The 26,926-nt window shown below is 64.0% G+C and carries 36 protein-coding genes and 1 pseudogene; 4 read left to right on the top strand and 33 right to left on the bottom strand.

What is annotated here, in order from left to right; genetic code table 11:
- Positions 1-282: 282 nt before the first annotated feature.
- On the bottom strand, positions 283-1,269 hold the full coding sequence (locus ABE483_RS18125; protein ID WP_088435213.1) for a malate dehydrogenase: 987 nt from the start codon (positions 1,267-1,269) through the stop codon (positions 283-285).
- A gap of 63 nt (positions 1,270-1,332) precedes the next feature.
- Positions 1,333-1,827: a peptidylprolyl isomerase gene (locus ABE483_RS18120; protein ID WP_121042904.1), complete on the bottom strand. Its 495-nt coding sequence runs from the start codon at positions 1,825-1,827 to the stop codon at positions 1,333-1,335.
- 340 nt (positions 1,828-2,167) lie between these two features.
- Between ABE483_RS18120 and typA the strand changes: the two genes are divergently transcribed.
- The 3 genes from typA to ABE483_RS18105 are packed head-to-tail and all read left to right on the top strand — an operon-like array spanning position 2,168 to position 6,187.
- The gene (typA, locus tag ABE483_RS18115; RefSeq protein WP_121042902.1) at positions 2,168-4,015 is read left to right on the top strand and encodes a translational GTPase TypA; all 1,848 of its coding nucleotides are present in this window, start codon (positions 2,168-2,170) and stop codon (positions 4,013-4,015) included.
- A 14-nt stretch (positions 4,016-4,029) separates the two neighbouring features.
- Positions 4,030-4,515: a DUF2127 domain-containing protein gene (locus tag ABE483_RS18110; RefSeq protein ID WP_121042900.1), complete on the top strand. Its 486-nt coding sequence runs from the start codon at positions 4,030-4,032 to the stop codon at positions 4,513-4,515.
- Positions 4,516-4,570: 55 nt separating this feature from the next.
- A complete protein-coding gene (locus ABE483_RS18105; protein WP_346464614.1) occupies positions 4,571-6,187 on the top strand; it encodes an amidase in 1,617 nt (538 codons plus the stop codon).
- A 78-nt stretch (positions 6,188-6,265) separates the two neighbouring features.
- Here the strand turns inward: ABE483_RS18105 and ABE483_RS18100 are convergent, their stop codons facing one another.
- The gene (locus tag ABE483_RS18100; RefSeq protein WP_313219142.1) at positions 6,266-7,405 is read right to left on the bottom strand and encodes a mechanosensitive ion channel family protein; all 1,140 of its coding nucleotides are present in this window, start codon (positions 7,403-7,405) and stop codon (positions 6,266-6,268) included.
- Positions 7,406-7,515: 110 nt separating this feature from the next.
- A complete protein-coding gene (locus ABE483_RS18095; RefSeq protein ID WP_121042896.1) occupies positions 7,516-8,907 on the bottom strand; it encodes a 3-deoxy-7-phosphoheptulonate synthase class II in 1,392 nt (463 codons plus the stop codon).
- A 213-nt stretch (positions 8,908-9,120) separates the two neighbouring features.
- Here ABE483_RS18095 and ABE483_RS18090 point away from each other — a divergent pair, with 213 nt between their 5' ends.
- Entirely contained in the window at positions 9,121-11,247 is a 2,127-nt protein-coding gene (locus tag ABE483_RS18090; RefSeq protein ID WP_346482141.1) for a TonB-dependent receptor, read from the top strand.
- A gap of 114 nt (positions 11,248-11,361) precedes the next feature.
- Here ABE483_RS18090 and ABE483_RS18085 read toward each other — a convergent pair whose 3' ends face one another.
- The 29 genes and pseudogenes from ABE483_RS18085 to ABE483_RS17945 all read right to left on the bottom strand — a co-directional run.
- Positions 11,362-11,871, bottom strand: a complete 510-nt coding sequence (locus ABE483_RS18085) for a disulfide bond formation protein B (protein WP_070426690.1) — start codon at positions 11,869-11,871, stop codon at positions 11,362-11,364.
- Between the two features lie 381 nt (positions 11,872-12,252).
- On the bottom strand, positions 12,253-12,639 hold the full coding sequence (gene rplQ / locus ABE483_RS18080; RefSeq protein ID WP_123728453.1) for a 50S ribosomal protein L17: 387 nt from the start codon (positions 12,637-12,639) through the stop codon (positions 12,253-12,255).
- Positions 12,640-12,840: 201 nt separating this feature from the next.
- A complete protein-coding gene (gene rpoA / locus ABE483_RS18075; protein ID WP_121042890.1) occupies positions 12,841-13,839 on the bottom strand; it encodes a DNA-directed RNA polymerase subunit alpha in 999 nt (332 codons plus the stop codon).
- Between the two features lie 54 nt (positions 13,840-13,893).
- Entirely contained in the window at positions 13,894-14,523 is a 630-nt protein-coding gene (gene rpsD / locus ABE483_RS18070; RefSeq protein ID WP_019186164.1) for a 30S ribosomal protein S4, read from the bottom strand.
- A gap of 14 nt (positions 14,524-14,537) precedes the next feature.
- Positions 14,538-14,927, bottom strand: coding sequence for a 30S ribosomal protein S11 (gene rpsK, locus ABE483_RS18065; RefSeq protein WP_017355427.1), 390 nt, complete (start codon positions 14,925-14,927; stop codon positions 14,538-14,540).
- A 12-nt stretch (positions 14,928-14,939) separates the two neighbouring features.
- Positions 14,940-15,296 carry a 30S ribosomal protein S13 gene (gene rpsM, locus ABE483_RS18060; RefSeq protein ID WP_019186163.1) on the bottom strand — a complete coding sequence of 119 codons (357 nt, stop codon included), beginning with the start codon at positions 15,294-15,296 and terminating at the stop codon, positions 14,940-14,942.
- Positions 15,297-15,641: 345 nt separating this feature from the next.
- Positions 15,642-16,997, bottom strand: a complete 1,356-nt coding sequence (gene secY, locus ABE483_RS18055) for a preprotein translocase subunit SecY (RefSeq protein WP_019186162.1) — start codon at positions 16,995-16,997, stop codon at positions 15,642-15,644.
- A 3-nt stretch (positions 16,998-17,000) separates the two neighbouring features.
- A complete protein-coding gene (gene rplO / locus ABE483_RS18050) occupies positions 17,001-17,444 on the bottom strand; it encodes a 50S ribosomal protein L15 (protein ID WP_019186161.1) in 444 nt (147 codons plus the stop codon).
- A gap of 4 nt (positions 17,445-17,448) precedes the next feature.
- A complete protein-coding gene (gene rpmD, locus ABE483_RS18045; protein ID WP_259261111.1) occupies positions 17,449-17,640 on the bottom strand; it encodes a 50S ribosomal protein L30 in 192 nt (63 codons plus the stop codon).
- Positions 17,633-18,172, bottom strand: a complete 540-nt coding sequence (gene rpsE, locus ABE483_RS18040; protein WP_313209665.1) for a 30S ribosomal protein S5 — start codon at positions 18,170-18,172, stop codon at positions 17,633-17,635. The genes rpmD and rpsE overlap by 8 nt, the downstream gene beginning before the upstream one ends.
- A 158-nt stretch (positions 18,173-18,330) precedes the next feature.
- Positions 18,331-18,684, bottom strand: coding sequence for a 50S ribosomal protein L18 (rplR, locus tag ABE483_RS18035; protein ID WP_123728451.1), 354 nt, complete (start codon positions 18,682-18,684; stop codon positions 18,331-18,333).
- Positions 18,685-18,716: 32 nt separating this feature from the next.
- Positions 18,717-19,244, bottom strand: coding sequence for a 50S ribosomal protein L6 (rplF, locus tag ABE483_RS18030; RefSeq protein ID WP_121042880.1), 528 nt, complete (start codon positions 19,242-19,244; stop codon positions 18,717-18,719).
- Between the two features lie 18 nt (positions 19,245-19,262).
- The gene (gene rpsH / locus ABE483_RS18025; RefSeq protein WP_019186156.1) at positions 19,263-19,661 is read right to left on the bottom strand and encodes a 30S ribosomal protein S8; all 399 of its coding nucleotides are present in this window, start codon (positions 19,659-19,661) and stop codon (positions 19,263-19,265) included.
- A 241-nt stretch (positions 19,662-19,902) separates the two neighbouring features.
- Entirely contained in the window at positions 19,903-20,208 is a 306-nt protein-coding gene (gene rpsN, locus ABE483_RS18020; protein WP_121042878.1) for a 30S ribosomal protein S14, read from the bottom strand.
- Positions 20,209-20,226: 18 nt separating this feature from the next.
- Complete coding sequence (gene rplE / locus ABE483_RS18015) at positions 20,227-20,769, bottom strand: 50S ribosomal protein L5 (RefSeq protein WP_019186154.1); 543 nt, start codon at positions 20,767-20,769, stop codon at positions 20,227-20,229.
- A gap of 11 nt (positions 20,770-20,780) precedes the next feature.
- The gene (gene rplX, locus ABE483_RS18010) at positions 20,781-21,098 is read right to left on the bottom strand and encodes a 50S ribosomal protein L24 (RefSeq protein WP_017355416.1); all 318 of its coding nucleotides are present in this window, start codon (positions 21,096-21,098) and stop codon (positions 20,781-20,783) included.
- 16 nt (positions 21,099-21,114) lie between these two features.
- Positions 21,115-21,483: a 50S ribosomal protein L14 gene (gene rplN / locus ABE483_RS18005; protein ID WP_017355415.1), complete on the bottom strand. Its 369-nt coding sequence runs from the start codon at positions 21,481-21,483 to the stop codon at positions 21,115-21,117.
- A 13-nt stretch (positions 21,484-21,496) separates the two neighbouring features.
- Entirely contained in the window at positions 21,497-21,766 is a 270-nt protein-coding gene (gene rpsQ, locus ABE483_RS18000; protein WP_121042876.1) for a 30S ribosomal protein S17, read from the bottom strand.
- 11 nt (positions 21,767-21,777) lie between these two features.
- Positions 21,778-21,963 (bottom strand): 50S ribosomal protein L29, encoded by a 186-nt coding sequence (rpmC, locus tag ABE483_RS17995; RefSeq protein WP_019186151.1) that lies wholly within the window; start codon positions 21,961-21,963, stop codon positions 21,778-21,780.
- Complete coding sequence (gene rplP, locus ABE483_RS17990; protein WP_019186150.1) at positions 21,963-22,376, bottom strand: 50S ribosomal protein L16; 414 nt, start codon at positions 22,374-22,376, stop codon at positions 21,963-21,965. Before rplP ends, rpmC begins: the two co-directional genes overlap by 1 nt.
- 5 nt (positions 22,377-22,381) lie before the next feature.
- Positions 22,382-23,116 (bottom strand): 30S ribosomal protein S3, encoded by a 735-nt coding sequence (gene rpsC, locus ABE483_RS17985; protein WP_019186149.1) that lies wholly within the window; start codon positions 23,114-23,116, stop codon positions 22,382-22,384.
- 17 nt (positions 23,117-23,133) lie between these two features.
- Entirely contained in the window at positions 23,134-23,469 is a 336-nt protein-coding gene (gene rplV, locus ABE483_RS17980) for a 50S ribosomal protein L22 (RefSeq protein WP_017355410.1), read from the bottom strand.
- Positions 23,470-23,481: 12 nt separating this feature from the next.
- Positions 23,482-23,751, bottom strand: coding sequence for a 30S ribosomal protein S19 (gene rpsS, locus ABE483_RS17975; RefSeq protein WP_019186148.1), 270 nt, complete (start codon positions 23,749-23,751; stop codon positions 23,482-23,484).
- 6 nt (positions 23,752-23,757) lie between these two features.
- Entirely contained in the window at positions 23,758-24,585 is an 828-nt protein-coding gene (rplB, locus tag ABE483_RS17970) for a 50S ribosomal protein L2 (protein ID WP_038690292.1), read from the bottom strand.
- A gap of 10 nt (positions 24,586-24,595) precedes the next feature.
- Positions 24,596-24,895 carry a 50S ribosomal protein L23 gene (gene rplW, locus ABE483_RS17965; RefSeq protein ID WP_019186147.1) on the bottom strand — a complete coding sequence of 100 codons (300 nt, stop codon included), beginning with the start codon at positions 24,893-24,895 and terminating at the stop codon, positions 24,596-24,598.
- Entirely contained in the window at positions 24,892-25,497 is a 606-nt protein-coding gene (rplD, locus tag ABE483_RS17960) for a 50S ribosomal protein L4 (protein ID WP_313217314.1), read from the bottom strand. Before rplD ends, rplW begins: the two co-directional genes overlap by 4 nt.
- Before the next feature lie 12 nt (positions 25,498-25,509).
- On the bottom strand, positions 25,510-26,160 hold the full coding sequence (gene rplC / locus ABE483_RS17955) for a 50S ribosomal protein L3 (protein WP_019186145.1): 651 nt from the start codon (positions 26,158-26,160) through the stop codon (positions 25,510-25,512).
- 11 nt (positions 26,161-26,171) lie between these two features.
- Complete coding sequence (gene rpsJ / locus ABE483_RS17950; RefSeq protein WP_010341589.1) at positions 26,172-26,483, bottom strand: 30S ribosomal protein S10; 312 nt, start codon at positions 26,481-26,483, stop codon at positions 26,172-26,174.
- 333 nt (positions 26,484-26,816) lie between these two features.
- Positions 26,817-26,926, bottom strand: a pseudogene (locus ABE483_RS17945) (elongation factor Tu); the annotation flags it as partial.

Genomic DNA, 26,926 nt, shown 5'->3' with positions numbered 1-26,926 from the left:
CCAATATCCTTGTAGGCGAAATAAAGGAGGAGGGGGCGGCCGCAGGCCGACGCCGGGGGACATTCGCCGGAAAGGGTATGGGGCCCAGCGCCCGACCCACCGACCGCCGCGCGGGAAAAGATGCGAAGAACCAAAAAAAACGCCGGGCAATGCCCGGCGTTTTTTCCAATCCGTACCGACCGACGGTATTCGCGCCGTCCTGGCGCTCACCCTCCGGGCCGGCGCTTTGCACCGTTGAGAACGGCTCCTGCCGTTCTCAACGGCACCCACCCGTGTGAGTGATCAGCCCAGCAGGTGGGCGACGCCGGAGCGCTCTTCTTCCAGCTCGGCCAGGGTCTTGTCGATGTACTTCTGGCTGAAGTCGTCGACCGGCAGATCCTTGACCAGGGTGTACTCGCCGTTCTCGGTGGTGACCGCGAAGCCGAAGATCACGCCTTCCGGAATGCCGTAGGAGCCGTCGGACGGCACGCCCATGGTGACCCACTTGCCGTTGCTGCCCAGCACCCAGTCACGGATGTGGTCGACGGCGGCATTGGCAGCCGAGGCCGCCGAGGAGGAGCCACGGGCTTCGATGATCGCCGCGCCGCGCTTGCCCACGGTCGGGATGAAGGTGGAGGCGTTCCATTCCTGGTCGTTGATCGCCTCGGCGATGGAGGCACCATCGGCAGTGGCGAAACGGTAATCCGGGTACATGGTCGGGCTGTGGTTGCCCCACACGATCAGCTTCTCCATGCCACCGACCGGCTTGCCGAGCTTGGTCGACAGCTGGCTCAGCGCACGGTTGTGGTCCAGGCGCAGCATGGCGGTGAAGTTGCGCGGGTTCAGATCCGGTGCCGACTTCATGGCGATGTAGGCGTTGGTGTTGGCCGGGTTGCCGACCACCAGCACCTTGACGTCACGCTTGGCGACCTTGTTCAGCGCCGCGCCCTGGGCGGTGAAGATCTTCGCGTTTTCCAGCAGCAGATCCTTGCGCTCCATGCCCGGGCCGCGCGGACGCGCGCCGACCAGCAGGGCGATATCGGCGTCCTTGAAGGCCACTTCGGCGTCATCGGTACCGACCATGCCGGCCAGCAGCGGGAAGGCGCAGTCTTCCAGTTCCATCATCACGCCGCGCAGGGCGGCCTGGGCCTTGTCGACCGGCAGCTCGAGCAGCTGCAGGATGACCGGCTGGTCCTTGCCCAGCATGTCGCCGGAGGCGATGCGGAACAGCAGGGCGTAGCCGATCTGGCCGGCGGCGCCGGTCACGGCAACACGAACAGGTGCTTTCATGGGGATTTCCTCTGCTAAGAAACGTAAAAACGGCCCCCTTCGCAGGGGGCCGTCGGGATCGGATCAGGCGCTGGGGATCAGCTTGTTCCACTCCGCCACGCGCTCGGCCTGGGCGGCCAGCACGGCGTCGGTGTCGCCTTCCAGGGTGATCGAATGGATCACGTCGCCCTGCTTGACCGAGTCCACGATGGCCTGGCCGTCGAGGACCTGGCCGAACACGGTGTGCTTGCCGTCCAGCCAATCGGTCTTGATGTGGGTGATGAAGAACTGGCTGCCGTTCGTGTTCGGGCCGGCATTGGCCATCGACAGCGAACCGACCTGGTGCTTCACGCCGTTCTTTTCATCTTCGAACTTGTAGCCCGGGCCGCCGGTGCCCTGGCCCTTGGGGCAGCCGCCCTGGATCATGAAGTCCGGGATCACGCGGTGGAAGACCAGGCCGTCATAGAAGCCGTGCTTGACCAGGTTGACGAAGTTGGCAACCGTCAGCGGGGCCTTGTCGGCGAACAGCTCGACCTTGATCGGGCCCTGGGTGGTGTCGAAAGTGGCGATGAGGGACATGCAAATCCTTGGGGTACGGGGGTTTGTCGTTAGCCCCATAGGATACACCGCGCCCCCTGACCAACGGGCGCCTGTTGGACAAACGCGTCGCCACGCGCCCAGGCACCTCCGCGCCGACACGGAAACGCTTTGCTGAATGCCTCAGGGACAGCGGTAGTGCCGGCCGTTGGCCGGCAGCCAGGCAGAACCTGCCGGAGATCATGGGGCTGCCGGCCAGCGGCCGGCACTACCTGAATGCCCGTCCGGCAAGGCTTGCGAGGCACTTTTCGCGATTGGTCATCTTGGCCGTATAATGTTGGACTTCTTTTTCCAAATCCGGCGCCGACTGGCCCCCTTTCGCATGTCTATCGAAAATCTTCGCAACATCGCCATCGTCGCCCACGTCGACCACGGTAAGACCACCCTCGTCGACCAGCTGCTCAAGCAGTCCGGCACCCTCTCCGAGCGCACCGTGCTCGCCGAGCGCGTGATGGACAGCAATGACCAGGAAAAGGAACGCGGCATCACCATCCTGGCCAAGAACACGGCCATCACCTGGGAAGACAAGAAGACCGGTATCAAGAACCGGATCAACATCGTCGACACCCCGGGACACGCCGACTTCGGCGGCGAAGTGGAGCGCGTGCTGTCGATGGTCGACACGGTGCTGATCCTCGTCGACGCGATGGACGGCCCGATGCCGCAGACCCGCTTCGTGACCCAGAAGGCCTTCGCGATGGGCTTCAAGCCGATCGTCGTGGTGAACAAGGTCGACCGTCCGGGCTCGCGTCCGGATTGGGTGATCGACCAGGTCTTCGACCTGTTCGACAAGCTCGGCGCCACCAATGAGCAGCTCGACTTCCCGATCGTCTACGCCTCGGCCCTGAACGGCTACGCTGGCCTGGAAGACACCGTGCGCGACGGCGACATGACCCCGCTGTACGAAGCGATCATGCAGCACGCGCCGATGCCGGAAGTGGACCCGGAAGGTCCGTTCCAGATGCGCATCAGCCAGCTGGACTACAACAACTTCGTGGGCGTGATCGGCATCGGCCGCGTGCAGCGCGGCACCCTGAAGAAGAACATGCAGGTCGCGGTCATCGATCGTGAAGGCAAGAAGCGCAACGGCAAGGTCGCGCAGGTACTGGGCTTCCTGGGCCTGGAGCGCATCGAGCAGGACACCGCCGAGGCCGGCGACATCGTCGCCATCTCCGGTATTCCGGAACTGACCATCTCCGACACCCTGTGCCACCCGGATACCCCGGAAGCACTGCCGGCGCTGACCGTCGATGAACCGACGATCTCGATGACCTTCCAGGTCAACAACTCGCCGTTCGCCGGCAACAAGGACCTGTCCGGTGGCAAGTTCCTGACCAGCCGCCAGATCAAGGATCGCCTGGATCGCGAGCAGGTCCACAACGTGGCCCTGAAGGTTGAACAGCTGGAAGACGCCGACAAGTTCCTGGTCTCCGGCCGTGGCGAACTGCACCTGTCGGTGCTGATCGAAAACATGCGTCGCGAAGGCTACGAGCTGGCCGTGTCGCGCCCGGAAGTGATCATCAAGCAGATCGACGGCCAGGCCATGGAGCCGATCGAGCAGCTGGTGGTGGACATCGAAGAGCAGCACCAGGGCGGCGTGATGGAAAAGCTGGGCACCCGCAAGGGCCAGCTGAAGAACATGGAGCCGGACGGCAAGGGCCGTGTGCGCCTGGAATACCAGATCCCGGCCCGTGGCCTGATCGGTTTCCAGAACGAGTTCAAGACCCTGACCCAGGGTTCGGGCCTGCTGTTCCACGTGTTCGACCATTACGGCCCGAAGGAACAGGGTTCGATCGCCAAGCGCCAGAACGGCGTGATGATCGCCAATGCCCCGGGTGCCACCCCGGCGTACTCCCTGGGCCCGCTGCAGGAACGCGGCAAGCTGTTCGCGGCTGAAGGCGACAACGTGTATGAAGGCCAGCTGGTCGGCATCCACTCCAAGGACAACGACCTGACCGTCAACGCGATCAAGACCAAGCCGCTGACCAACATGCGCGCCTCGGGCAAGGACGATGCGATCCAGCTGACCCCGGCGATCAAGTACTCGCTGGAGCAGGCCCTGGACTTCATCGAAGACGACGAGCTGGTCGAGATCACCCCGAAGGAAATCCGCCTGCGCAAGAAGGGCCTGACCGAAAGCGACCGCAAGAAGGCTTCGCGCGGCGGCTGATCGGACCCATTGTCGTGATCGACAAGCCCTACAACCCGGATCCTCACAAGCATCCGGGGCTTCACCTGATCGCCTTGCTGGAAGCCAGCAAGGCGGTTCTGGCGCTATTGGCTGCGACCGGGCTGGAAATGCTCGGTCCGCAGCCCCTGCGCGATGCGGTCAATGCCCTGATCCGCCGGTTCAGCCTGGACCCGGATCACGGCACCCTGCCCTCGCTGCTCAACATGATCAGCCCCGATGCGGTGCATCTGGCGGCTGCTGCGATGGTCGCCTACGGCGTCCTGCACCTTTTCGAGGCCTGGGGCCTCTGGCGCGCCAAAGCCTGGGCCTCCTGGCTGGGCTGCGTCACCGCCGGCATCTACCTGCCGTTCGATATCTACGCCATCCTCCGGCACCCGGGCTGGGCCTCGTGGTCGGTGCTGGTGATCAATCTGATCGTGGTCGGCGTGCTCGCCCGCGATATCCGCAAACGCCACGGCACGATCGCCAACGCGGCTTGAGTTGCCAAGCGCCGCCTGTGCTGGTTAGCCTGTCGGCCGGTTCGGGGGGACAGGCATGCGCCTGACACTGACATCACTGATGCTCATCGCGCTGGCCGGCTGCAGCCCGGGCCCGGTGCCCCTGCACGCCCGTGAATCGCCCACGCCCTCACCGACCGTGGCGCTGCCATTCGCCTATGCCGAGGCTGACATCGGCGATCTGCAGGCGCGGATGGCCAGCGGCGAGCTGGACAGCGTCACGCTGGCCCACGCCTACCTGGACCGCATCGCCCGCCTCGACCGGGCCGGCCCGCGCCTGCGCGCGGTGATCGAGCTCAACCCCGATGCACTGCGCGAGGCCGCCCAGCTGGACGCCGAGCGCCGCCAGGGGCAGCTGCGCGGCCCACTGCACGGCATCCCGCTGCTGCTCAAGGACAACATCGGCGCCAGCCCCATGAGCACCACGGCCGGTTCGCTCGCGCTGGAAGGCTTCCGCCCCGACGATGCGTTCCTGGTCAAGCGGCTGCGCGCGGCCGGTGCGCTGATCCTGGGCAAGACCAACCTCAGCGAGTGGGCCAACTTCCGCTCCAGCCAATCGATCTCCGGCTGGAGCGCGCGCGGCGGCCAGACGCGCAATCCCTACCGGCTCAGTCACACCCCGTGCGGCTCCAGCAGTGGCAGCGCGGTGGCGGTCTCGGCCAATCTGGCGGTGGCCGCGATCGGCACCGAGACCGACGGCAGCATCGTCTGCCCGGCCGCGGTCAACGGGGTGGTCGGCTTGAAGCCAACCGTGGGACTGGTCAGCCGCGAAGGCATCATCCCGATCTCTTTCAGCCAGGACACCGCCGGCCCGATGGCACGCAGCGTGGCAGACGCGGCCGCCCTGCTGACCGCCATGGCCGGCCGTGACGAGGCCGACCCGGCCACCGCGACCATGCCGGGGCGCGCCGTGTACGACTACAGCTCGCGCTTGAACGCCGATGGCCTGCGCGGTGCGCGGATCGGCGTGCTGTATGGCGACCTGATGCAGAAGCCGGGCATCGCCCCGGCCCTGCAGCATGCGGTCGCCGTGCTGCGCGACGCGGGTGCGACCGTGGTGCCGGTGCGGTTGCCGACCCAGGGCCAGTGGCAGGAGGCTGAGCAGATCGTGCTGATGCATGAGTTCAAGGCTGGGCTGCAGCGCTACTTCACCACCTACCAGGCGCCGGTACGCACGCTGGACGACGTCATCGCGTGGAACCGGCAGCATGCGGGCAAGGAACTGGCGCTGTTCGATCAGGACCTGATGGACACCGCCGCCACCATGGGCGGCCTCGGCACCCCGGCGTACATCCGCGCACGCAGCGATGCGCGCCGGTTGGCCGGTCCGGAAGGCATCGATGCCGTGCTGCGCGAGCAGAACCTCGATGCGCTGGTGGCACCGACCACCGGGGTGGCCTGGCCGATCCGGCCCGGCCGCGGCGATGACTTCCCCGGTGAAAGCTACAGCGCGGCCGCGGTGGCGGGGTACCCCAGCCTGACCGTGCCGATGGCGCACGTGAACGGGCTGCCGCTGGGGCTGCTGTTCATGGGCACCGCCTGGAGCGAGCCGCGGTTGATCGAGCTGGGCTACGCCTACGAGCAACGCACCCGCGCACGTCGCCCGCCGCGGTTCCAGACCGACAGCCTGCTGACGAACGGCGTCGCGCCCTGAACGGCGTGTACCGGCCAACGGTCGGTACCTACCCGAGAACGTACGCCCCGCGTTGGTAGTGCCGGCCGCTGGCCGGCATTACCGGGATGCGTCACCCGGGTCTGGCAGGAGCGCCGGCTCACCATCTTCGGCACCGGGCGAACGCACATCGTCTGCTGGCTGCGAGCGTGCGCGACGGCTCGGCGTCACTTCCTGATTGAGCTCGGCACGAGTGCGCGGCAACGACTGAGGATGTTCGCGCGCGAGAAAATCGAGCATGCGTTCGCGCACGATGCAGCGTAGATCAAAGGCATCGCCGGAATTGCGCGCACTCACCAGCAGACGCACCTGCAGGGTGTGCTCGCTGGTCTCGGTCACCTGGGTCACGCAGACCTGGCCATCCCACAGCGCCTCGCCTTTGCAGATGCGCTCCAGCTCGGCGCGGATCGCCGGGATCGGCGCGGTGTAATCCAGCCACAGGAAGGCGGTGCCGAGCAGATCGGCGCTGCGCCGGGTCCAGTTCTGGAACGGGTGTTCGATGAACCAGGTCAACGGCACCACCATCCGCCGCGCATCCCAGATCCGCACAACCACATAGCTGCTGTTGATCTCTTCGACCCGGCCCCACTCGCCCTCGACGATCACCACATCGTCCAGCCGGATCGGCTGGGTCAAGGCGATCTGCAGGCCGGCGATCAGGTTGCCGAACACCGGCTTGGCCGCGATACCGGCGACCAGGCCGATGATGCCGGCCGAGGCCAGCAGCGCGGTGCCGATCTGGCGCACCATCGGGAAGGTGAGCAGGATCAGCGAGACGCCGACCAGGATGATCGCGCCCATCAACACACGGCTCAGCACCCGGGTCTGGGTCTGGATGCGGCGTGCTTCGAGGTTGTCGGCCACCTCCATAGGATGGTCGCGCAGGATCGCCTGCTCGCCCGCGGCCACGGCCCGCACCAGCAGCCAGATGACGCAGCCGGTCACACCGATGTGCAGCAGCCGCAGCGCCTGCTCGAGCCGATGCTCCTGCAGCGGCGTCGCTTCCAGCGCGGGAATCAGCAGCAACAGCGGCAGGGCGAACGCCAGCGGTCGGCTGATCACGCGCGCGATGCGGGCGCGGCGGTAGTCGCGGTCTTTCAGTCGCCGCGTCAACGCCATCAACAACCACCAGCCGCTGACCCCGATCGCCAGTGCGATCGAGATCGGCCATAGATACAGCGCTGCCTGCTGCCAGTCCACGGTCACTGCACGCTCCTGTGTTCTCCGCAAGGAAGTGCACAGCATGCCGGTGCCGCCATGACCATCGTGTCAGGCGAATGTAAGGTGCGTGTCGAGGACACGCACCGGTATCAGTCGGCGTAGTGCGCCTGCTTGCGCACGATCGCCATCGCGATTTCCAGCGACTGCTCGTAGTTCAGGCGCGGATCCACCGAGGAACGGTAGGCACGCTCCAGATCGCGCTCGGTCAACTCGCGCGCACCGCCGGTGCATTCGGTCACGTCCTCACCGGTCAGCTCCAGGTGCACGCCGCCCAGCCGCGTGCCGGCCGCGGCGTGCAGGTCGAAGGACATCTCGACCTCGCCACGCACGTTGTCGAAACGACGCGTCTTGTAGCCGTTGCTGGTGCTCTCGGTGTTGCCATGCATCGCATCGCACACCCACAGCACGCGCCGGCCATCGCGCTTGACCGCGTTCAACAGCGGCGGCAGTTTTTCGGCGATCTGTGCCGCCCCCATGCGGTGGATGAAGCTCAGGCGGCCCGGCTCGTCCTCGGGGTTGAGCACGTCGATCAGGCGCAGCAGCTGGTCCGGCTGCACCGACGGGCCCACCTTGATCGCGATCGGGTTGCGCACGCCACGCAGATACTCCACGTGCGCGCCATCGAGCGCTGCGGTGCGCATGCCGATCCACGGGTAATGCGTGCTCAGGTTCAACCAGCCCTGCTGGCGCGGCACCTGGCGGGTCAGCGCCTGCTCGTAGGGCAGCAGCAGCGCTTCGTGCGAGGTGTAGAAATCGATCCGGTTGAGGTTGTACACCTGCGTGCCGGACAGCGTTTCCATGAAACGCACCGCATCGCCGATCGAGGACACCATCTTCTGGTAATCGGTGGCCAGCGGCGAGTGCCGCACCCACTCCAGGTTCCAGTATTCGGGATGGTGCAGATCGGCGAAGCCGCCATCGATCAGCGCCCGCACGAAGTTCATCGTCATCGCCGAGTGCGCATGCGCCTGCAGCATCCGGCGCGGGTCCGGCAGACGCGCAGCTTCAGTGAACTCCGGCGCATTGATCACATCGCCGCGGTAGCTGGGCAGGGTCAGGCCGTCGCGGGTTTCAGTATCGGCCGAGCGCGGCTTGGCGTACTGCCCGGCAAAACGCCCGACCCGGATCACCGGCTTGCGCATGCCGTGCACCAGCACCAGGCTCATCTGCAGCAGCACTTTGAGCCGGTTGGAGATGGTGGTGGATTCGCAATCGCTGAAGTTCTCCGCGCAGTCACCGCCCTGCAGCAGGAAGCGCTTGCCTTCCTGCGCATCGGCCAGCTGCTGCTTGAGCGCCAGGATTTCCCAGGAGGTCACCAGCGGCGGCAGCCGCTTGAGCTCGTGCAGGGCGGCATCCAGCGCCAGCGGGTCCGGGTAGGTCGGCATCTGCAGCGCCGGCTTGCCACGCCAGCTCTCCGGCGACCAGGCAGCGTCGACAGCGGTCGCGGCGGGATCGGCTACAGGCGGGGCGGACAGGCTCATCACGGACTTCCGGGGTGTGGGGCCGGTCATGGTCGCAGAGCGCGCCCCCGGCGCAAAGGGGCGGGCACGCGCCCGGAGGCTGAACGCTGAAGAAAGGACACGGCGATCGGCCAGATCGCGCATGGTCCAGCGGCATCGGACAGGCGCATGATTTGTTATGGAGTAACACTTGCCAGGCCGGCCCCTCCTCCATCGCCCAGCCAAGCCATCCTCATGAAGCCCTCCCTGCTTGCTACCGGTATTGCTGTTTCCCTGGCCCTGACCGGCCTGCCCGCCCTCGCCGCCGCCGCCACCAGCGCCGCCCCTGCCGTCACCGATCTGGACGCGGTCACGGTCAGCGCCAAACTCGACCAGGCGCGCAATGCGCTGTCGCCGGATATCGGCAGCAGCCAGTACCAGATCACTGCCGAAGACATCCAGAACCTGCCGCTGGGCGCCTCCACCCCGTTGAACCAGGTGTTGCTGCAGGCGCCGGGGGTGGTCCAGGATTCCTACGGTGGCGTCCACGTGCGCGGCGACCATGCCAACCTCCAGTACCGGCTCAACGGCGTCCTGCTGCCCGAATCGATCTCCGGCTTCGGCCAGACGCTGGACGCCCGCGCGATCAAGAGCATCCGCCTGATGGACGGCGCGCTGCCGGCGCAGTTCGGCGAGCGCACGGCCGCCGTGGTCGACATCACCACCCGCAGCGGCGCCGAGCTGGGCAATGGCGGGAGTGCCGGCCTCACTGCCGGCTCCTACGGCAAGGTCAACCCCAACGCCTCGTGGTGGGGCAGCCAGGGCCGCTGGAGCTGGTATCTGACCGGCAACTACGACCAGAACCAGGTCGGCATGGAAAACCCCACCGCCTCGCGCCGGCCGGACCACGATGACACCCACCAGGGCAAGGCATTCGCCGACCTGACCTATCTGGTCAACGACGACACCCGCCTGAGCCTGTTCGCCGGGTTCTCCAACAACCGCTTCCAGATCCCGGTCAACCCCGGCCAGACCCCGCAGTTCGGCTACCTGGACACGGTCACTGCGGACTCCGCCGCGCTGGACGAAACCCAGCGCGAGACCACCCGTTTCGGCATGCTGGTGCTGCAGGGCGCGCTGGGCAGCACCGCCTACCAGGTCTCGGCCGGGCAGCGGTACAGCGACCTGTCCTTCCACCCGGACCTGGCCGGCGATCTGATCTTCAACGGCGTTGCCTCACAGGTGGAGCGCAGCAACCGCGCCAACACCGTGCAGGCCGATTTCTCCACCCCGCTGGGCGAAAACCACACCTTGCGCTACGGCCTGTACGTCAACGCCGAACGCGCCCGCGCCGGCAGCGACACCTGGGTGTTCCCGGTCGACGCCGACGGCCAACAGGCCAGCACCGTGCCCCGGCGCATTCCGGAGGCGAGCGCCTTCAACGCCACCACCACCGCGGTCTATCTGCAGGACGAATGGCGCCTCGGCGACGACTGGACCGTGAACTACGGCCTGCGCGGCGACCGCTACAAGGCGTTCGGTGGCACTGAAGGCCAGCTCAGCCCGCGGGTGGGCGTGGTCTGGAACGCCACCGACAGCACCACCGTGCACGCCGGGTACTCGCGCTACTTCACCCCGCCGGCCAGCGAACTGGTGGCCAGCAGCGACATCGCACTCTACGACGGCACCACCAACCAGCAACCGGCCGGAGGCAGCACCACGCCGCTGTCCGAGCGCAGCGACTACTACGACATCGGCGTCTCCCAGCAGCTGGGCGAACACCTCACCCTGGGCCTGGACGCTTACGACCGCAAGGTCGACCGCCTGCAGGACGAAGGCCAGTTCGGCGCCGCCTACATCTACTCGACGTTCAACTATCGCCTCGGCCACATCCACGGCGTGGAATTCAGCGCCGACTACAGCAACGGCCCGCTCAGCGCCTACGTCAACGCCGCCTACAACAAGGCCATGGGCAAGCAGGTCATCACCGGCCAGTACAACCTCGATCCCGAGGCACTGGCCTACGTCCAGAACAACTGGATCCATCTGGACCACGATCAGAAACTGACCTCGTCCGGCGGTATCAGCTACGCCTTCGCCGGCCACAACCGTCTTGGCGCCGACTACGTCTTCGGCAGCGGCCTGCGCTCGGATGCCGACGGCATCCCCAACGGCGGCGAACTCCCGGCCTACCTGCAACTCAACCTCAGCGCCGGCCACGACTTCAACGCCGATAGCGGCCACCCGCTGCACGCACAGCTCGCGCTGGTCAACGCCCTGGATCGCAGCTACCAACTGCGCGACGGCGGCGGCATCGGCGTCTTCGCCCCGCAGTGGGGTCCCCGCCGCGGCGCCTACCTCAGCCTGCAGCAGGACTTCTGACCTGAGCGAGGAAGCCCTGCCGTCTGATCAGCTCAGGAGCATCCCTGCCTGATCGCAGCACCCGGCCTGGCCGCCAGACGCGCGCCAGGTCGGGTAGCTGACGTGAAACCGGCCTCAGTGGCGCCGACGCGCCCGGAACGCCGTCACCAGCGCCCACACCGCCAAGGCCGCGAACCACACCAGGCTCCACATCGGCATCGTCAGGCCCAGGAACTGCCAATCGATGTTGCCGCAGTTGCCGGTACCGGTCAGCACGGTGCGGAACACCTCGAACGGCCCCATCGTCTCACTGAGGAAACTCAGCGGCGGCCCACAGCTCGAGCCCATGTCCTGCGGCAGCAGCTGCACATACACGTGGCGACCGGCAATGCCGATACCGACCGCCGCCGCGATGAAGGCCAGCACCCCATACGTCTTCCGCCCGGCCGGATCCCGCGGACCATGCAGCGCCCCGATCAAGAACAACAGCCCCAGCGCCGCGAACGCAATCCGCTGGAAAATGCACAACGGACACGGCTCCAACCCCATCTTCAACTGCAGGAAGATCGCATACCCCAACAGTGCCGCGCAGACCAGAAACCCCAACAGGAACTGGGCGCGGAAACTCCAACGCAATGGATTCATTGCCGACACTCGTGAAAGTCCAGGCGCCAAGATTAACAGGGCCGCGACCAGCCGCCACGCAGCCGGCCAACGGCCGGCTCTACCTACGCCGCGCACAGCCCCCGCTTTACCCCATGCGCACCGACCATGTGTGCAGGCGTTGGCGCGGGTGGGTTGTCGGGACCATGAGCGCCATGGATGGCGCGACATGAGCCTCCATGGACGGATTTACGGCGTGTCCCGCCAACCCACCCGCGCCGACGCCCCACCCTCGCCCGCAGCGCCATGCTCTTGCCGTGGCCGTGGCCTTGGCCGTGGCCTTGGCCCTTATCAACCCCGCAGAAACGGAAAAACCCGGCACAAGGCCGGGTTCTTCACCGAATAACAGGTACAGCTCGAAGATTACTCTTCGACGGCTTCAGCCACAGCAGCCGGACGATCGACCAGCTCAACATAGGCCATCGGCGCATTGTCGCCAGCGCGGAAACCGCACTTCAGCAGACGCAGGTAGCCGCCCGGACGGGTCGCGTAACGCGGGCCCAGGGTGGTGAACAGGTTGCCGACGGCCTCGTTGTCGCGCAGGCGAGCGAACGCCAGACGACGGTTGGCAACCGAATCAACCTTGGCCAGGGTGATCAGCGGCTCGGCAACGCGGCGCAGTTCCTTGGCCTTCGGCAGGGTGGTCTTGATCAGCTCGTGCTTGAACAGCGACGCGGCCATGTTCTTGAACATTGCTTCGCGATGGGCGCTGGTGCGGTTGAACTTACGACCGGACTTCATATGACGCATGACGGTGATTCCTGAAGTGAATGTTGGATCGGTTGGGTATCGCTGTCGCCATCCTGGCGTTGTTGCTTGGACTGCGGATGGTCCGGTGCCAGCCATCCTGGCTGGCCGTCACCGCAGGCTATCGACCTGTCGGTGCGGAGTGTTGCCGGTGAAGCCCCCGCACCCGAAGGTGCGGGGTCAAGCATCTTGCGTAGCGCTGGATCAGCCGAGCATGCCGTGCTGGGCGACACCGGCCGGCGGCCAGTTCTCCAGCTTCATGCCGAGCGAAAGACCGCGCTGTGCGAGGACTTCCTTGATCTCGGTCAGCGACTTCTTGCCGAGGTTCGGGGTCTTGAGCAGCTCCACTTCGGTCTTCTGGATCAGATCGCCGATGTAATAGATGCTCTCTGCCTTCAGGCAGTTGGCCGAACGCACGGTCAGCTCCAGATCGTCGATCGGGCGCAGCAGCACCGGATCCACGCCGTTGTTGGCCGGCTTCGCCGCACCGCGGTCGCGGTGGGTGAAGTCACCGAAGACCGACAGCTGATCGCTGAGGATGTCGGCGGCAGTGCGCACGGCTTCCTCGGCATCGATCGTTGCGTTGGTTTCGATGTCCAGCACCAGCTTGTCCAGATCGGTACGCTGTTCGACGCGGGCCGCTTCCACCGAATAGGCGACGCGACGGACCGGCGAGAACGACGCATCCAGGACCAGGCGGCCGATGGCACGGGTTTCTTCATCCGGACGACGACGAGCAGCAGCAGGCTGGTAGCCGAAACCGCGCTCGACCTTCAGACGCATGTTGATCGCCACATCCTTGGTGAGATGGCAGATCACATGAGCCGGATTGAGGATCTCGGTGTTATGGTCAATCTTGATATCAGCAGCGGTAACGACACCCGGACCCTGCTTGGACAGCGACAGCGTAGCGTTGTCGCCGGTATGCATGCGGATGGCCACATCCTTCAGGTTGAGCAGGACTTCCAGCACGTCCTCCTGCAAGCCTTCAAGCGTGGTGTACTCGTGCAGTACGCCATCGATTTCGACTTCCGTGATGGCGAAGCCCGGGATGGACGACAGCAGCACGCGACGCAGGGCGTTGCCCAGCGTATGCCCGTAACCACGCTCCAAGGGTTCGATCACGACCTTGGCGCGGGTATCGGTAAGGCGTTCGATCTGCGGACCGCGAGGACGCAGAACCTGGTTGGCGGTAACCGTCATGTTGCGGGTTCTCCTGCGAACCTCCGGTGTGACCCGGAGGTTCTCCAATGTGAATTACTTCGAATACAACTCGACGATCAGCGCTTCGTTGATATCCGCAGGCAGGTCCGAACGATCCGGCACGGCCTTGAAGATGCCGGCGAACTTGCCGGAATCAACTTCAACCCACGACGGACGCAGGTCATGCGTAGCAGACACGGTCAGGGCTTCCTGGACGCGCAGCTGCTTGGCAGCCTTCTCGGACAGAGCGACAGCGTCGCCAGCCTTGACCTGGTACGAAGCCAGATTGACCGACTTGCCGTTCACGGTGACACCGCGGTGCGAGACCAGCTGACGGGCAGCCGGACGGGTCACTGCGAAGCCCATGCGGTAAACGACGTTGTCAAGACGGGTTTCCAGCAACTGCAGCAGGTTCTCGCCGGTGTTGCCCTTCTTGGTCGAGGCCTTCTTGTAGTAGTTGCGGAACTGACGCTCCAGCAGACCGTAGATACGCTTGACCTTCTGCTTTTCACGCAGCTGGGTAGCGTAGTCGGACAGCTTGCCCTTACGGGCAGTGGCGCCGTGCTGGCCGGGCTTCTGCTCCAGCTTGCACTTGGAGTCCAGCGCGCGCGCCGGGCTCTTGAGGGAAAGGTCGGCGCCTTCGCGGCGGGCGAGCTTACAGGTAGGACCGATATAACGAGCCATTTCTTATCGCTCCTTTAGACGCGACGCTTCTTCGGCGGACGGCACCCGTTGTGCGGGATTGGCGTCACGTCGATGATGTTGGTGATCTTGTAGCCCACGTTGTTCAGCGAGCGCACGGCCGACTCACGACCCGGACCCGGGCCCTTGATGCGGACTTCCAGGGACTTGACGCCGTAGTCGAGCGCGGCACGGCCGGCCTTCTCGGCAGCCACCTGGGCAGCGAACGGGGTGGACTTACGCGAACCGCGGAAGCCAGCGCCACCGGAGGTCGCCCACGACAGAGCGTTGCCCTGACGGTCGGTGATGGTCACGATGGTGTTGTTGAAAGAAGCATGGACGTGGGCGACGCCGTCAGTGACGACGCGCTTGATCTTCTTCTTGGTCTTAGCGACGGGCTTAGCCATTTCTTAGGTCCCTTACTTCCTGATCGCCTTGCGCGGGCCCTTGCGGGTGCGGGCGTTGGTACGGGTGCGCTGGCCACGAAGCGGCAGACCGCGACGGTGACGCAGACCGCGGTAGCAGCCCAGATCCATCAGGCGCTTGATCGCGATACCGATTTCACGGCGCAGATCGCCTTCCACGATGTACTTGCCGACTTCGAGACGCAGACGCTCGATTTCCGGCTCCGACAGATCGCGGATCTTGGTGGTCGAGGTCACGCCTGCGGCGTCGCAGACCTTCTTCGAACGGGTACGGCCGATGCCGTAAATGCTTTGCAACCCGACCCAGACGTGCTTCTGGGCTGGCAGGTTGACGCCTGCAATACGCGCCATGACGCGGTTCTCCAGCTGAGTGATGGCCGACAGCGCACCATGGGCGCGCCAATCCGGCAGGATGGATCAAAAAAGTGAACTAGCGATTCTATCAAGGTCTCGGTTTACTGGGAAGCCCGTGGAACCTGGAGGTTCCATGGACCCGGCGTGGGGAGTGTGCCCATGCTCCGGCGCCGGATGTCGTTGACTGCAGAGGTTGCCCCCGCCGCCGCCCGCGCTACTCCCGCGCGGGACCACCACATCACACCCCCACCCGAAACCGCTGCAGGGGCCGCCCTTCGATTTGGAAGGCCAGTCCGGGAACCGGAGGGCCTTCGCAACAAGAAGACTAGTGTAACAGGTCAATCAGCCGCGGGCAAAACCGCCGCGGTTGCCGCCCTTCAGGTTGGCCTTCTTCAACAGGCTCTCATACTGGTGCGACATCAGGTGCGCCTGGATCTGGGCAATGAAGTCCATCACCACCACCACCACGATCAGCAGCGAAGTGCCACCGAAGTAGAACGAGGCGCCGAGCTGGGTGCGCAGGATTTCCGGCAGCAGACAGACGATCACCAGGTACAGCGAACCGGCCGCCGTCAGACGGGTCAGCACGGCATCCACGTAGTCGGCGGTCGCCTTGCCCGGACGGATGCCCGGAATCAGCGCGCCCGACTTCTTCAGGTTGTCGGCGGTTTCCTGCGAGTTGAACACCAGCGCGGTGTAGAAGAACGCGAAACCACTGATCAGCGCGGCGAACACGATCATGTGCAGCGGCTCGCCCGGCCCGAGGGCGTTGGCGACCTTCTGCAGCCACGTGGCCGAACTGGCCTGGCCGGACCACATGGCCAGCGTCGTCGGGAATGCCAGGATGCTCGAGGCGAAAATGGCCGGGATCACGCCCGCCATGTTCAGCTTCAGCGGCAGGAACGAGGTCTGGTTCATGTACGCGTTGCGGCCACCCTGGCGACGTGCGTAGTTCACCGTGATGCGGCGTTGGCCGCGCTCGACGAACACCACGAAGTAGGTGAAGGCCAGCACCACCAGCACGATCAGCAGCAGGGCGATGAAGCTCATGTTGCCGTCGCGGTAGGCTTCCACGGTGTGGATGACCGCGCCCGGCAGGCCGGCCACGATGCCGGCGAAGATGATCAGCGACACACCGTTGCCGATGCCGCGCTCGGTGACCTGCTCACCGACCCACATCAGGAAGATGGTACCGGCGGTCAGCGCGACGATGGCGGTGAGCACGAAGCCCATGCCCGGTGCGTAGACGACCGGGGCACCGCCCGGGGAGACCTGGTTCTGCAGCGCCAGCGCGATGCTGCCGCCCTGCACCACCGCCAGCAACACGGCGCCGATGCGGGAATATTGGGTGATCTTGCGACGACCCGATTCACCTTCCTTCTGCATCGACTTCAATGCGGGGAAGATGTGGACCGCCAGCTGCATCACGATGGATGCCGAGATGTACGGCATCACGTTCAGCGCGAAAATGCTGAAACGGTGCAGGGCGCCGCCCGAGAACATGTTGAACATGTCCACGATGCCGCCGCCCTGCGCCTGCATGAGCGCAAGCATGGCATCGGGATTGACGCCAGGCACCGGCACATAACAGCCGATGCGGTAGACGATCAATGCCCCGATGACGAACAGCAGTCGCTGGCGGAGTTCCGTGAACTTGCCGAGCCCGCCGCCGAGGTTACCAATGCCAGCTTGCGCCATGTCTTACTCCTGTACGCTGCCGCCGGCAGCTTCGATCGCGGCCTTGGCACTGGCCGTTGCAGCGACGCCCTTCAGGGTGAATGCCTTGGTCAGGTCACCCTTCATGACGATCTTGGCACGCTTAGCGGTGCTCGGGACCAGCTTGGCAGCGCGCAGCGCGGCAAAGTCGATCTCGCCAGCTTCCAGACGCTCAAGCTGGTAGGACAGCACTTCAGCCGTGTCCTTGGCGATCTTGGAACGGAAACCGACCTTCGGCAGACGACGCTGCATGGGGGTCTGGCCGCCTTCGAAGCCTGCCTTGATCTTGCCGCCACCCTTACGGGCGAACGAACCCTTGTGGCCGCGGCCGCAGGTCTTGCCCAGGCCGGAGCCGATACCACGACCGACGCGGGTACGCTCTTTACGAGCGCCCGGTGCCGGGCTCAATTCATTCAGATGCATGGTCATTGGATTATTCCTCAACCTTGACGAGGTAGTGGACCTTGTTGATCAGACCGCGAACCTGCGGGCTGTCCTTCAGTTCACGGACATCGTTCAGCTTACCCAGGCCCAGCGCACGCACCGACAGGCGATGACGCGCCTGGGCACCACGCAGGCCGCGAACCAGACGGACCTTGACGGTCTTGACGGTGTCATTAGCCATGGTTGAGATCCTCCACCTTCTTGCCGCGCTTGGCCGCGATGCGGACCGGCGACTGCATTTCGGTCAGACCCTTCAGCGTGGCGCGAACCAGGTTGATCGGGTTACGCGAGCCGACGGCCTTGGCCAGCACGTTCTTGACGCCAACGGCTTCCAGGACGGCGCGCATGGCACCACCGGCGATCACACCGGTACCTTCGGAGGCCGGCATCATGAACACGCGAGCTGCGCCGTGGCCGGACTTCACCGGGTGCCACAACGTGCCGTTGTTCAGATCGACATTGGCCAGGTTCTTGCGAGCCTGTTCCATCGACTTCTGGATCGCGACCGGCACTTCACGCGCCTTGCCGTAACCGAAACCGACCTTGCCTGCGCCGTCACCGACCACGGTCAGTGCGGTGAAGGTGAACTGGCGACCGCCCTTGACGGTCTTGCTGACGCGGTTGACCGCGACCAGCTTTTCGATCATGCCGTCGTCGACTTTCTCTTCGCGGCGATCGCGATCGCGACCCCGCTGCTGACGTTCTTCTGCCATGTTGATTCCTTGATTGATTGAGTATGTACGGCTCAATGCCGCTTATAGCTGTGGAATGAAGCGGTGGATCGAGCGCCCCTGCAGAAGAAGGACGTCGCCCGGCGCAACCCGCGCCGGCAGGCAGGCGGAAGCGGGGACCAGCCCCGCTTCCTTATCCCTTAGAACTGCAGGCCGCCTTCGCGGGCTGCATCAGCCAGTGCCTTGATGCGGCCGTGGTAGCGGTAGCCCGAGCGGTCGAAAGCGACCTTCTCGATGCCCGCAGCCTTGGCGCGCTCGGCGACCAGCTTGCCAACCTTGACGGCGGCGTCGCTGTTCTTGCCGTTCTTCAGGCCTTCCTTGACGTCGGCCTGGGTGGTGTTGGCCGACGCCAGCACCTTGGAGCCATCGGCGGTGAAGACCTGGGCGTACAGGTGCTGACCGGTGCGCAGCACCGACAGGCGCGGCACGCCGAGCACACGGATGTGTGCACGGGTCGACTTGGCACGACGCAGACGAGCGATGTTCTTGTTCATGATCTTTTTCCTTGGAAAGCTGAGGACCTGAATTAGGCCTTCTTGGCTTCCTTACGAATGATGACTTCGCCGGCGTACTTCACACCCTTGCCCTTGTAGGGCTCCGGCGGACGGAAGCCACGGATCTTGGCGGCAACTTCGCCAACGCGCTGCTTGTCGGTGCCCTGGACCAGCACTTCGGTCTGGGTCGGGGTCGAGATGGTGATGCCTTCCGGCGCCACGAACAGGACCGGATGCGAGAACCCGAGCGACAGGTTCAGATCCTTGCCCTGCATGGCGGCACGGTAACCGACGCCGACCAGCTCAAGCTTGCGCTCGAAGCCGTCGGTGACGCCCTTGACCATGTTGGCCAGGATGGCGCGCACGGTGCCGGTGAGGGCGACCAGCGAGGCATCGTTGGCGGCCAGGGTGGCAACGCCGTTGTCGACAGTGATTTCAACGCCGGCAACCTTGGCAAGCGACAGGGTCCCCTTCGGGCCCTTCACGCTGACGGATTCCGGCTGGATGTTCAGTTCAACGCCCTTGGGCAGGTTGACTGGCTTCTTGGCTACGCGGGACATAGTTGGTTCCTTCTCGCCTTAGGCCACGAAGCACAGGACTTCGCCGCCGACGCCCAACTGGCGCGCCTGCGCATCAGTCATGATGCCCTTGGAGGTGGAGATGATGGAGATACCCAGGCCGTTGAGGACCTTCGGCAGCTCGGACTTGCCACGGTACTGGCGCAGACCCGAACGCGAGAAGCGCTTCAGGGTCTCGATGACCGGCTTGCCCTCGAAATACTTCAGGACGATTTCAAGCTCGGCCTTGTTGTTCTCGATCTTGGTCACGCGCAGATCGGTGATGTAGCCTTCGGCCTTCAACACCTCTGCGATTGCCACCTTGATCTTGGACGACGGTGCTTTCACCGTCTGCTTGCCAACCGCGGCCGCATTCTTGATGCGTACCAGCAGGTCGGCGATGGGATCAGTCATGCTCATAGTCGATACCTTTGAGTGCACCGATATCCGCTTTCGCGAAAATCTTGTGTCTACCTGGAATGGGCCAGGGCCCGTCTTCACACACTGCTCACGCCTTGCGGGCGAGCAAGACGCGGGAGTATACGGCAAAAAGAGCCCGACTTGCGTCGGGCTCCCTTAATCCGGGATCAGAGCCGGGAAACCGGCCCTTCTCCCCTGCCCTGCGCCGTGAAGGCACCGGGCAGTTGAAGGGACGAATCCCTTACCAGCTGGCCTTGCGCAGGCCCGGCACGTCACCACGCATGGTGGCTTCGCGCAGCTTGTTACGGCCCAGGCCGAACTTGCTGTACACGCCACGCGGGCGGCCCGAGAGCTCGCAACGGTTGCGGTGACGGCTCGGCGACGAATCGCGCGGCAGCTTCTGCAGCTTGATGACGGCCTCGGCCTTTTCGTCGTACGACGCGGTCGCGCTGGAGATGATCTTCTTCAGCTCTTCACGCTTGCCGGCGTACTTGACGGCCAGCTTCGCACGCTTGAGGTCGCGGTTGACCATGGAGGTCTTTGCCATTTCGGATTCCTCGACGTATCAGTTACGGAACGGGAACTTGAACGCTGCGAGCAGCGCCTTCGCTTCCGCATCGGTCTTGGCGGTGGTGGTGATGGCGATATCCATGCCGCGGATGGCGTCGACAGCGTCGAAGTCGATTTCCGGGAAGATGATCTGTTCCTTCACACCCATGTTGAAGTTGCCACGACCGTCGAAGGAACGACCCGAGACACCACGGAAGTCGCGCACGCGCGGCAACGAGATGTTGATCAGACGGTCCATGAACTCGTACATCTTTTCACGACGCAGCGTGGTCTTGCAGCCGATCGGCCAACCATCGCGGATCTTGAACGATGCCACCGAGACGCGGGACTTGGTCACGATCGGCTTCTGACCTGAGACCTTGGCCATATCGGCGACGGCATTTTCCAGGATCTTCTTGTTCGTGGCTGCTTCGCCGACACCCATGTTCAGGGTGACCTTGACCAGCTTCGGAACCTGCATCGGATTGGTGTAGCCGAACTGCTTCATCAGCGCCGGCACCACTTCTTCCTTGTAAAACTTTTCGAGACGGGAATTCATCTGCTCATTCCTCAGGCGTCGAGCGCCTCACCGCTGGAGCGGAACACACGCAGTTTGCGTCCATCCTCCAGCACCTTGAAGCCAACGCGCTCGCCCTTGCCCGAAGCCGGGTTCAGCACATTCACGTTGGAGATATGGATCGACGCTTCACGCTCGACCACGCCGCCGGCAACGCCTGCCTGCGGGTTCGGCTTGGTGTGGCGCTTGACGATGTTCACGTTGGCGACGATCACACGATCGCCGTCGACGCGGACGACTTCGCCCTGCTTGCCCTTGTCCTTGCCGGTGTTGACGACAACCTGGTCGCCCTTCTTGATACGGTTAGCCATGATTATCTCCTGTCGCTCACAGCACTTCGGGAGCGAGCGAGACGATCTTCATGAACTTCTCGGAACGAAGTTCACGCGTCACCGGTCCGAAGATGCGGGTACCGATCGGCTCTTGCTTGTTGTTGAGCAGGACCGCGGCGTTGGCATCGAAACGGATCAGCGAACCATCGGCGCGACGCACACCCTTGCGGGTACGCACCACGACGGCGTCGAACACTTCACCCTTCTTGACCTTGCCGCGCGGGATTGCATCCTTCACGGTGACCTTGATGATGTCGCCAATGTGCGCGTAGCGGCGCTTGGAGCCGCCGAGCACCTTGATGCACATCACTTCCTTGGCACCGGAATTGTCCGCGACTTCGAGGTAGCTCTGCATCTGGATCATGAGTCAGATCTCCTTATTGAACCGCACGCGTGATGACTTCCACCACGCGCCAGTTCTTGGTCTTGGACATCGGAGCAATCTCGGTCACACGAACGACATCACCTTCGTTGCAGGTGTTGTCGGCGTCGTGTGCGTGCAGCTTGGTCGAACGCTTGATGTACTTGCCGTACAGGGCGTGCTTGACCAGGCGCTCCACCAACACGGTGACCGTCTTGTCCATCTTGTTGCTGACGACACGGCCTTCGACCGTGCGCAGCGTCTTGCTGTCGTTGTTATCGCTCATCGCGGCCATCCTTACTTGGTGCTGCCGAGCAGGGTCTTGACGCGAGCGATCTCGCGGCGAACCCGGCGGGTTTCGTGGGTCTTCGGCAGCTGGCCAGTGACCTGCTGCATACGGAGCGAGAACTGCTCCTTACGCAGGTCGATCAGGTGGCTCTTCAGGTCGTCAGCCGACTTTTCGCGAAGTTGTTTGATATCCATCAGAGCACCGTCCGGGTCACGAAAGTGGTGGTCACGGAGAGCTTGGCGGCAGCCAGGCGGAACGCCTCACGTGCCACGTCTTCTGCGACGCCTTCGATTTCATAGATCATGCGGCCGGGCTGGATCTGGGCTACCCAGTACTCCACGTTGCCCTTACCAGAACCCATTCGGACTTCGATGGGCTTCTTGGTGATCGGCTTGTCGGGGAACACTCGGATCCACATCTTGCCGCCGCGCTTGACGTAGCGGCTGATCGAGCGGCGAGCCGCTTCGATCTGACGCGCGGTCAGCTGACCATGAGCGGTTGCCTTCAGGCCGTATTCGCCGAAGCTGACAGCGTTGCCGCTCCAGCTCAGACCATCGTTACGGCCCTTGTGTACCTTGCGGTATTTGGTTCGCTTGGGTTGCAACATTGTCGTTACCTCGCTTCACGAGCCGGGCGCGACGGACGGTCACCGCGGTCGCCGCGATCGTTACGATCGTTGCGCGGGGAGTCGTCCTGCTTTTCCTGGCCAACCTGGGAGAAATCGAAGACTTCGCCCTTGTAGATCCAGACCTTGATGCCGATGATGCCGTAGGTCGTCTTGGCTTCAGCGAAACCATAGTCGATGTCGGCACGCAGCGTATGCAGCGGCACGCGGCCTTCGCGGTACCACTCCGAACGGGCGATTTCCGCGCCGTTCAAGCGGCCACCGACGTTGACCTTGATGCCCAGGGCACCGAGGCGCATCGCGTTGCCGACCGAACGCTTCATCGCGCGGCGGAACATGATGCGACGCTCCAGCTGCTGCGCGATCGACTCGGCAACCAGCTGTGCGTCCAGCTCGGGTTTACGCACTTCGGTGACGTTGATGTGCGCCGGGACGCCCATCATCTCGCTCACTTCCTTGCGCAGCTTCTCGATGTCCTCACCGCGCTTGCCGATCACCACGCCCGGACGGGCGGTGTGGATCGTCACGCGAGCGGTCTTTGCCGGACGCTCGATCAGGATCTTGCTGATGCCGGCCTGCGCAAGCTTCTTGCGCAGCATGTCCCGCACCTTCAGGTCGGCTGCCAGATAACCAGCGAACTCGGCCTTGTTGGCGTACCACTTGGAGTTCCAGTCCTTGGAAATGCCGAGGCGGATACCAATCGGATGAACTTTATGACCCATGGTGTTTTCCTTTCCGCTTACTTGCCGGCGCCCACAACCACAGTGATGTGGCTGGTGCGCTTGAGGATGCGGGTGCCGCGGCCTTTCGCCCGCGCCATGAAACGCTTCAGGGTCGGACCTTCATCTACCATGATGGTCTGTACCTTCAGCTCGTCGACGTCGGCGCCCTGGTTGTTCTCGGCGTTTGCAATAGCCGACTCCACCACCTTCTTGATCAGGTGGGCAGCCTTCTTGTCCGAGAACTTCAGCAGGTTGACCGCACGCTCGGCCGGCAGGCCGCGCACCTGGTCAGCGACCAGGCGGGCTTTCTGCGCAGAGATGCGCGCGGAGCGCAGGATTGCTTTCGCTTCCATTGTCATCTCTCCTTACTTGCCCGACTTCTTGTCACCACCGTGACCCTTGAAGGTCCGGGTGATGGCAAATTCGCCGAGCTTGTGGCCGACCATGTTCTCGTTGACGAGCACCGGAACGTGGTTCTTACCGTTATGAACGGCGATGGTGACGCCTACCATTTCCGGCAGGATCATCGAACGGCGCGACCAGGTTTTGATCGGCTTCTTGCTACCCGCAGCGGCTTCCACCTTCTTGATGAGGTGGTGATCGACAAACGGGCCCTTCTTGAGTGAACGTGCCATGGTCGATTAGCCCCTACGATCGCGGACGATGAATTGCTGGGTGCGCTTGTTCTTGCGCGTCTTGTAACCCTTGGTCGGGACACCCCACGGGGTGACCGGATGCGGGTTGCCCTGGCCGGCCTTCGCCTCACCACCGCCGTGCGGATGGTCAACCGGGTTCATGGCAGCACCACGAACGGTCGGGCGGACACCACGCCAGCGCTTGGCGCCAGCCTTGCCCAGCTTTTCCAGGTTGTGTTCGTCGTTACCGACTTCACCGATGGTGGCGCGGCACTCGACCGGCACCTTACGCATTTCACCCGAGCGCAGGCGCAGGGTGGCGTAGATACCTTCACGAGCGACGAGCTGCACGGCAGCGCCGGCGGCACGCGCGATCTGAGCACCCTTGCCCGGCTTCAGTTCGATGCCGTGGACAGTGGTACCGACCGGGATGTTGCGCAGCGGCAGCGTGTTACCGGTCTTGATCGGCGCGTCCGAACCCGCGATCACCTGGTCACCGGCCTTCAGGCCCTTCGGTGCGATGATGTAGCGGCGTTCGCCGTCGACGTAGCACAGCAGGGCGATATGGGCGGTGCGGTTCGGATCGTATTCGATGCGTTCCACGCGCGCCGGAATGCCTTCCTTGTTGCGCTTGAAGTCGATGACGCGGTAGTGCTGCTTGTGACCACCACCCACGTGACGGGTGGTGATGCGGCCGTGGTGGTTACGACCACCGGACTTACTCTGCGGCTCCAGCAGCGCTGCATGCGGCGCGCCCTTGTGCAGATCGGGCGTGACCACGCGCACGGCCGAACGACGGCCGGGAGAAGTGGGTTTGAATTTCATCAATGGCATGGGATGGACCTCAGGCCTTGGCCGTTACATCGATGGACTGGCCATCGGCGAGACGCACGTACGCCTTGCGCCAATCGCCGCGGCGGCCGGTGCGGTTACGGAAGGACTTGTTCTTGCCCTTCACGTTCAGCACGTTGACCGATTCGACCTTGACGTCGAACAGCTGCTCAACCGCGGCCTTTACATCGGCCTTGGTGGCTTCGTTCGAAACTTCGAAGACATACTGGTTGGAATGTTCCTGCAGGCGCGCGGTCTTTTCGGAGACTCGCGGAGCGCGCAGCACGCTGAAGACTTTTTCGTTGCTGCTCATGCCAGCCACTCCTCGACCTTCTTGACCGCATCAGCGGTGATGACGACCGTGTCGGCACCGACCAGCGACACCGGGTCCAGGCCCTGCACGTCACGCACTTCCACGTAGGGAATGTTGCGCGCCGACAGGTACAGGTGCTCGGAAGCATCTTCGGTGACGATCAGCGGACGCTTGCCCACTTCCAGGCCGGCCAGCTTGGCGATCAGAGCCTTCGTGTTGGTCGCTTCGACATCGAAGGACTCCACGATGGTCAGACGGCCCTGGCGGTTCAGCTCGGACAGGATCGCGCACATGGCTGCACGGTACTGCTTACGGTTGACCTTCTGCTCGAAGCTGCGCGGCTTGGCCGCGAAGGTGACACCGCCGCCGATGAAGATCGGAGCCGTCAGTGCGCCATGACGCGCGCCGCCGCCCTTCTGCTTCTTCGACTTCTTGGTGGTACCAGCCACTTCAGAGCGAGTCTTCTGTGCCTTGGTGCCGGCGCGACCGGCGTTGCGGTAAGCAACGACGACCTGGTGAACCAGATCTTCGCTGAAATCGCGACCGAACACGGCATCGGAGACCGAGACCTTGTTGTTGCTACCCGTGATAACGAGTTCCATCGTCATCTCTCCTTATGCCTTGCTAGCCGGACGAACGATCACGTCACCACCCGCTGCGCCCGGAACGGCACCACGGATCGCGATCAGACCACGCTCGACATCGACCTTCACCACTTCAAGGTTCTGGGTGCTCTGCTGCACCGAACCCATGTGGCCGGACATCTTCTTACCCGGGAAAACGCGACCCGGGGTCTGGCGCTGGCCCAAGGAACCCGGCGCGCGATGCGACAGCGAGTTACCGTGGGTTGCATCGCCCATACGGAAGTTGTAGCGCTTGATGGTGCCCTGGAAGCCCTTACCCTTGGTGACACCCTGGACGTCGACCTTCTGGCCAACCTCAAAGATGTCCGCCTTGACTTCGCCGCCAACGGCGAAATCGCCGAGCTGCGCGTCTTCAACGCGGAATTCCCACAGGCCACGGCCCGCGTCGACCTTCGCCTTGGCGAAGTGACCGGCTTCCGGCTTGTTGACCAGGGCAGCGCGACGCGCGCCGACGGTCACCTGCACGGCGCTGTAGCCGTCAGCTTCGACGGTCTTGATCTGCGCGATGCGGTTCGGGGTAGCTTCAATCAGGGTTACCGGGATGGCCTGGCCATCTTCGGTGAACACGCGGCTCATGCCAGCCTTGCGGCCCACGAAGCCCAACGAATATTTCTTCGTCATGGTCGTAGTCCTCAGGTCAGCTTGATCTGAACGTCGACGCCGGCAGCCAGTTCGAGCTTCATCAGCGCGTCCACGGTCTTGTCGTTCGGGTCAACGATATCGAGCACGCGCTTATGCGTGCGGGTCTCGTACTGGTCACGCGCGTCTTTATCGACGTGCGGCGAGACGAGAATGGTGTAACGCTCGATCTTGGTCGGCAGGGGGATCGGGCCACGCACTTGCGCGCCGGTCCGCTTTGCCGTTTCTACGATCTCGCTGGCCGAACGGTCGATCAAACGATGATCGAACGCCTTCAGCCGAATCCGGATCTTTTGGTCCGCCATGACGGTGGGTTCCTTCGTTAAAAGAGCGACGGACAAGGCCTCTGGGTTGCCTTGTCCCATGAATATCCTGAATGCAGACGCCGCACATTCCTGCGCGGCGACAAGATCTTTCCGTAGACCTCAAAAATCGAGGCAGACCGGTCTCCCGATCTGCCCAGACAAAAAGTATAGCGCGCATACAAGTTGGCAGTCAACAGGGTCACTGTTGACAAAGCCTGAATGGCGCGACCCTTCCTGGTCTGGGGAACACGAGGAGCATCCTGCGCCTCTTTTCCCGTTTGGTTACACCCCGATGCCCTACCCAGGCAACATCGGGGCGCAGATTCTAGCAGATTACGCGATGATCTTGGAGACCACGCCGGCGCCGACGGTACGGCCGCCTTCGCGAATCGCGAAGCGCAGGCCTTCATCCATGGCGACCGGGTTGATCAGGGTGACAACCA

Source organism: Stenotrophomonas sp. TWI602 (assembly GCF_039674045.1).
GTDB lineage: Bacteria > Pseudomonadota > Gammaproteobacteria > Xanthomonadales > Xanthomonadaceae > Stenotrophomonas.
This window is presented reverse-complemented; position numbering and strand designations above follow the sequence as displayed.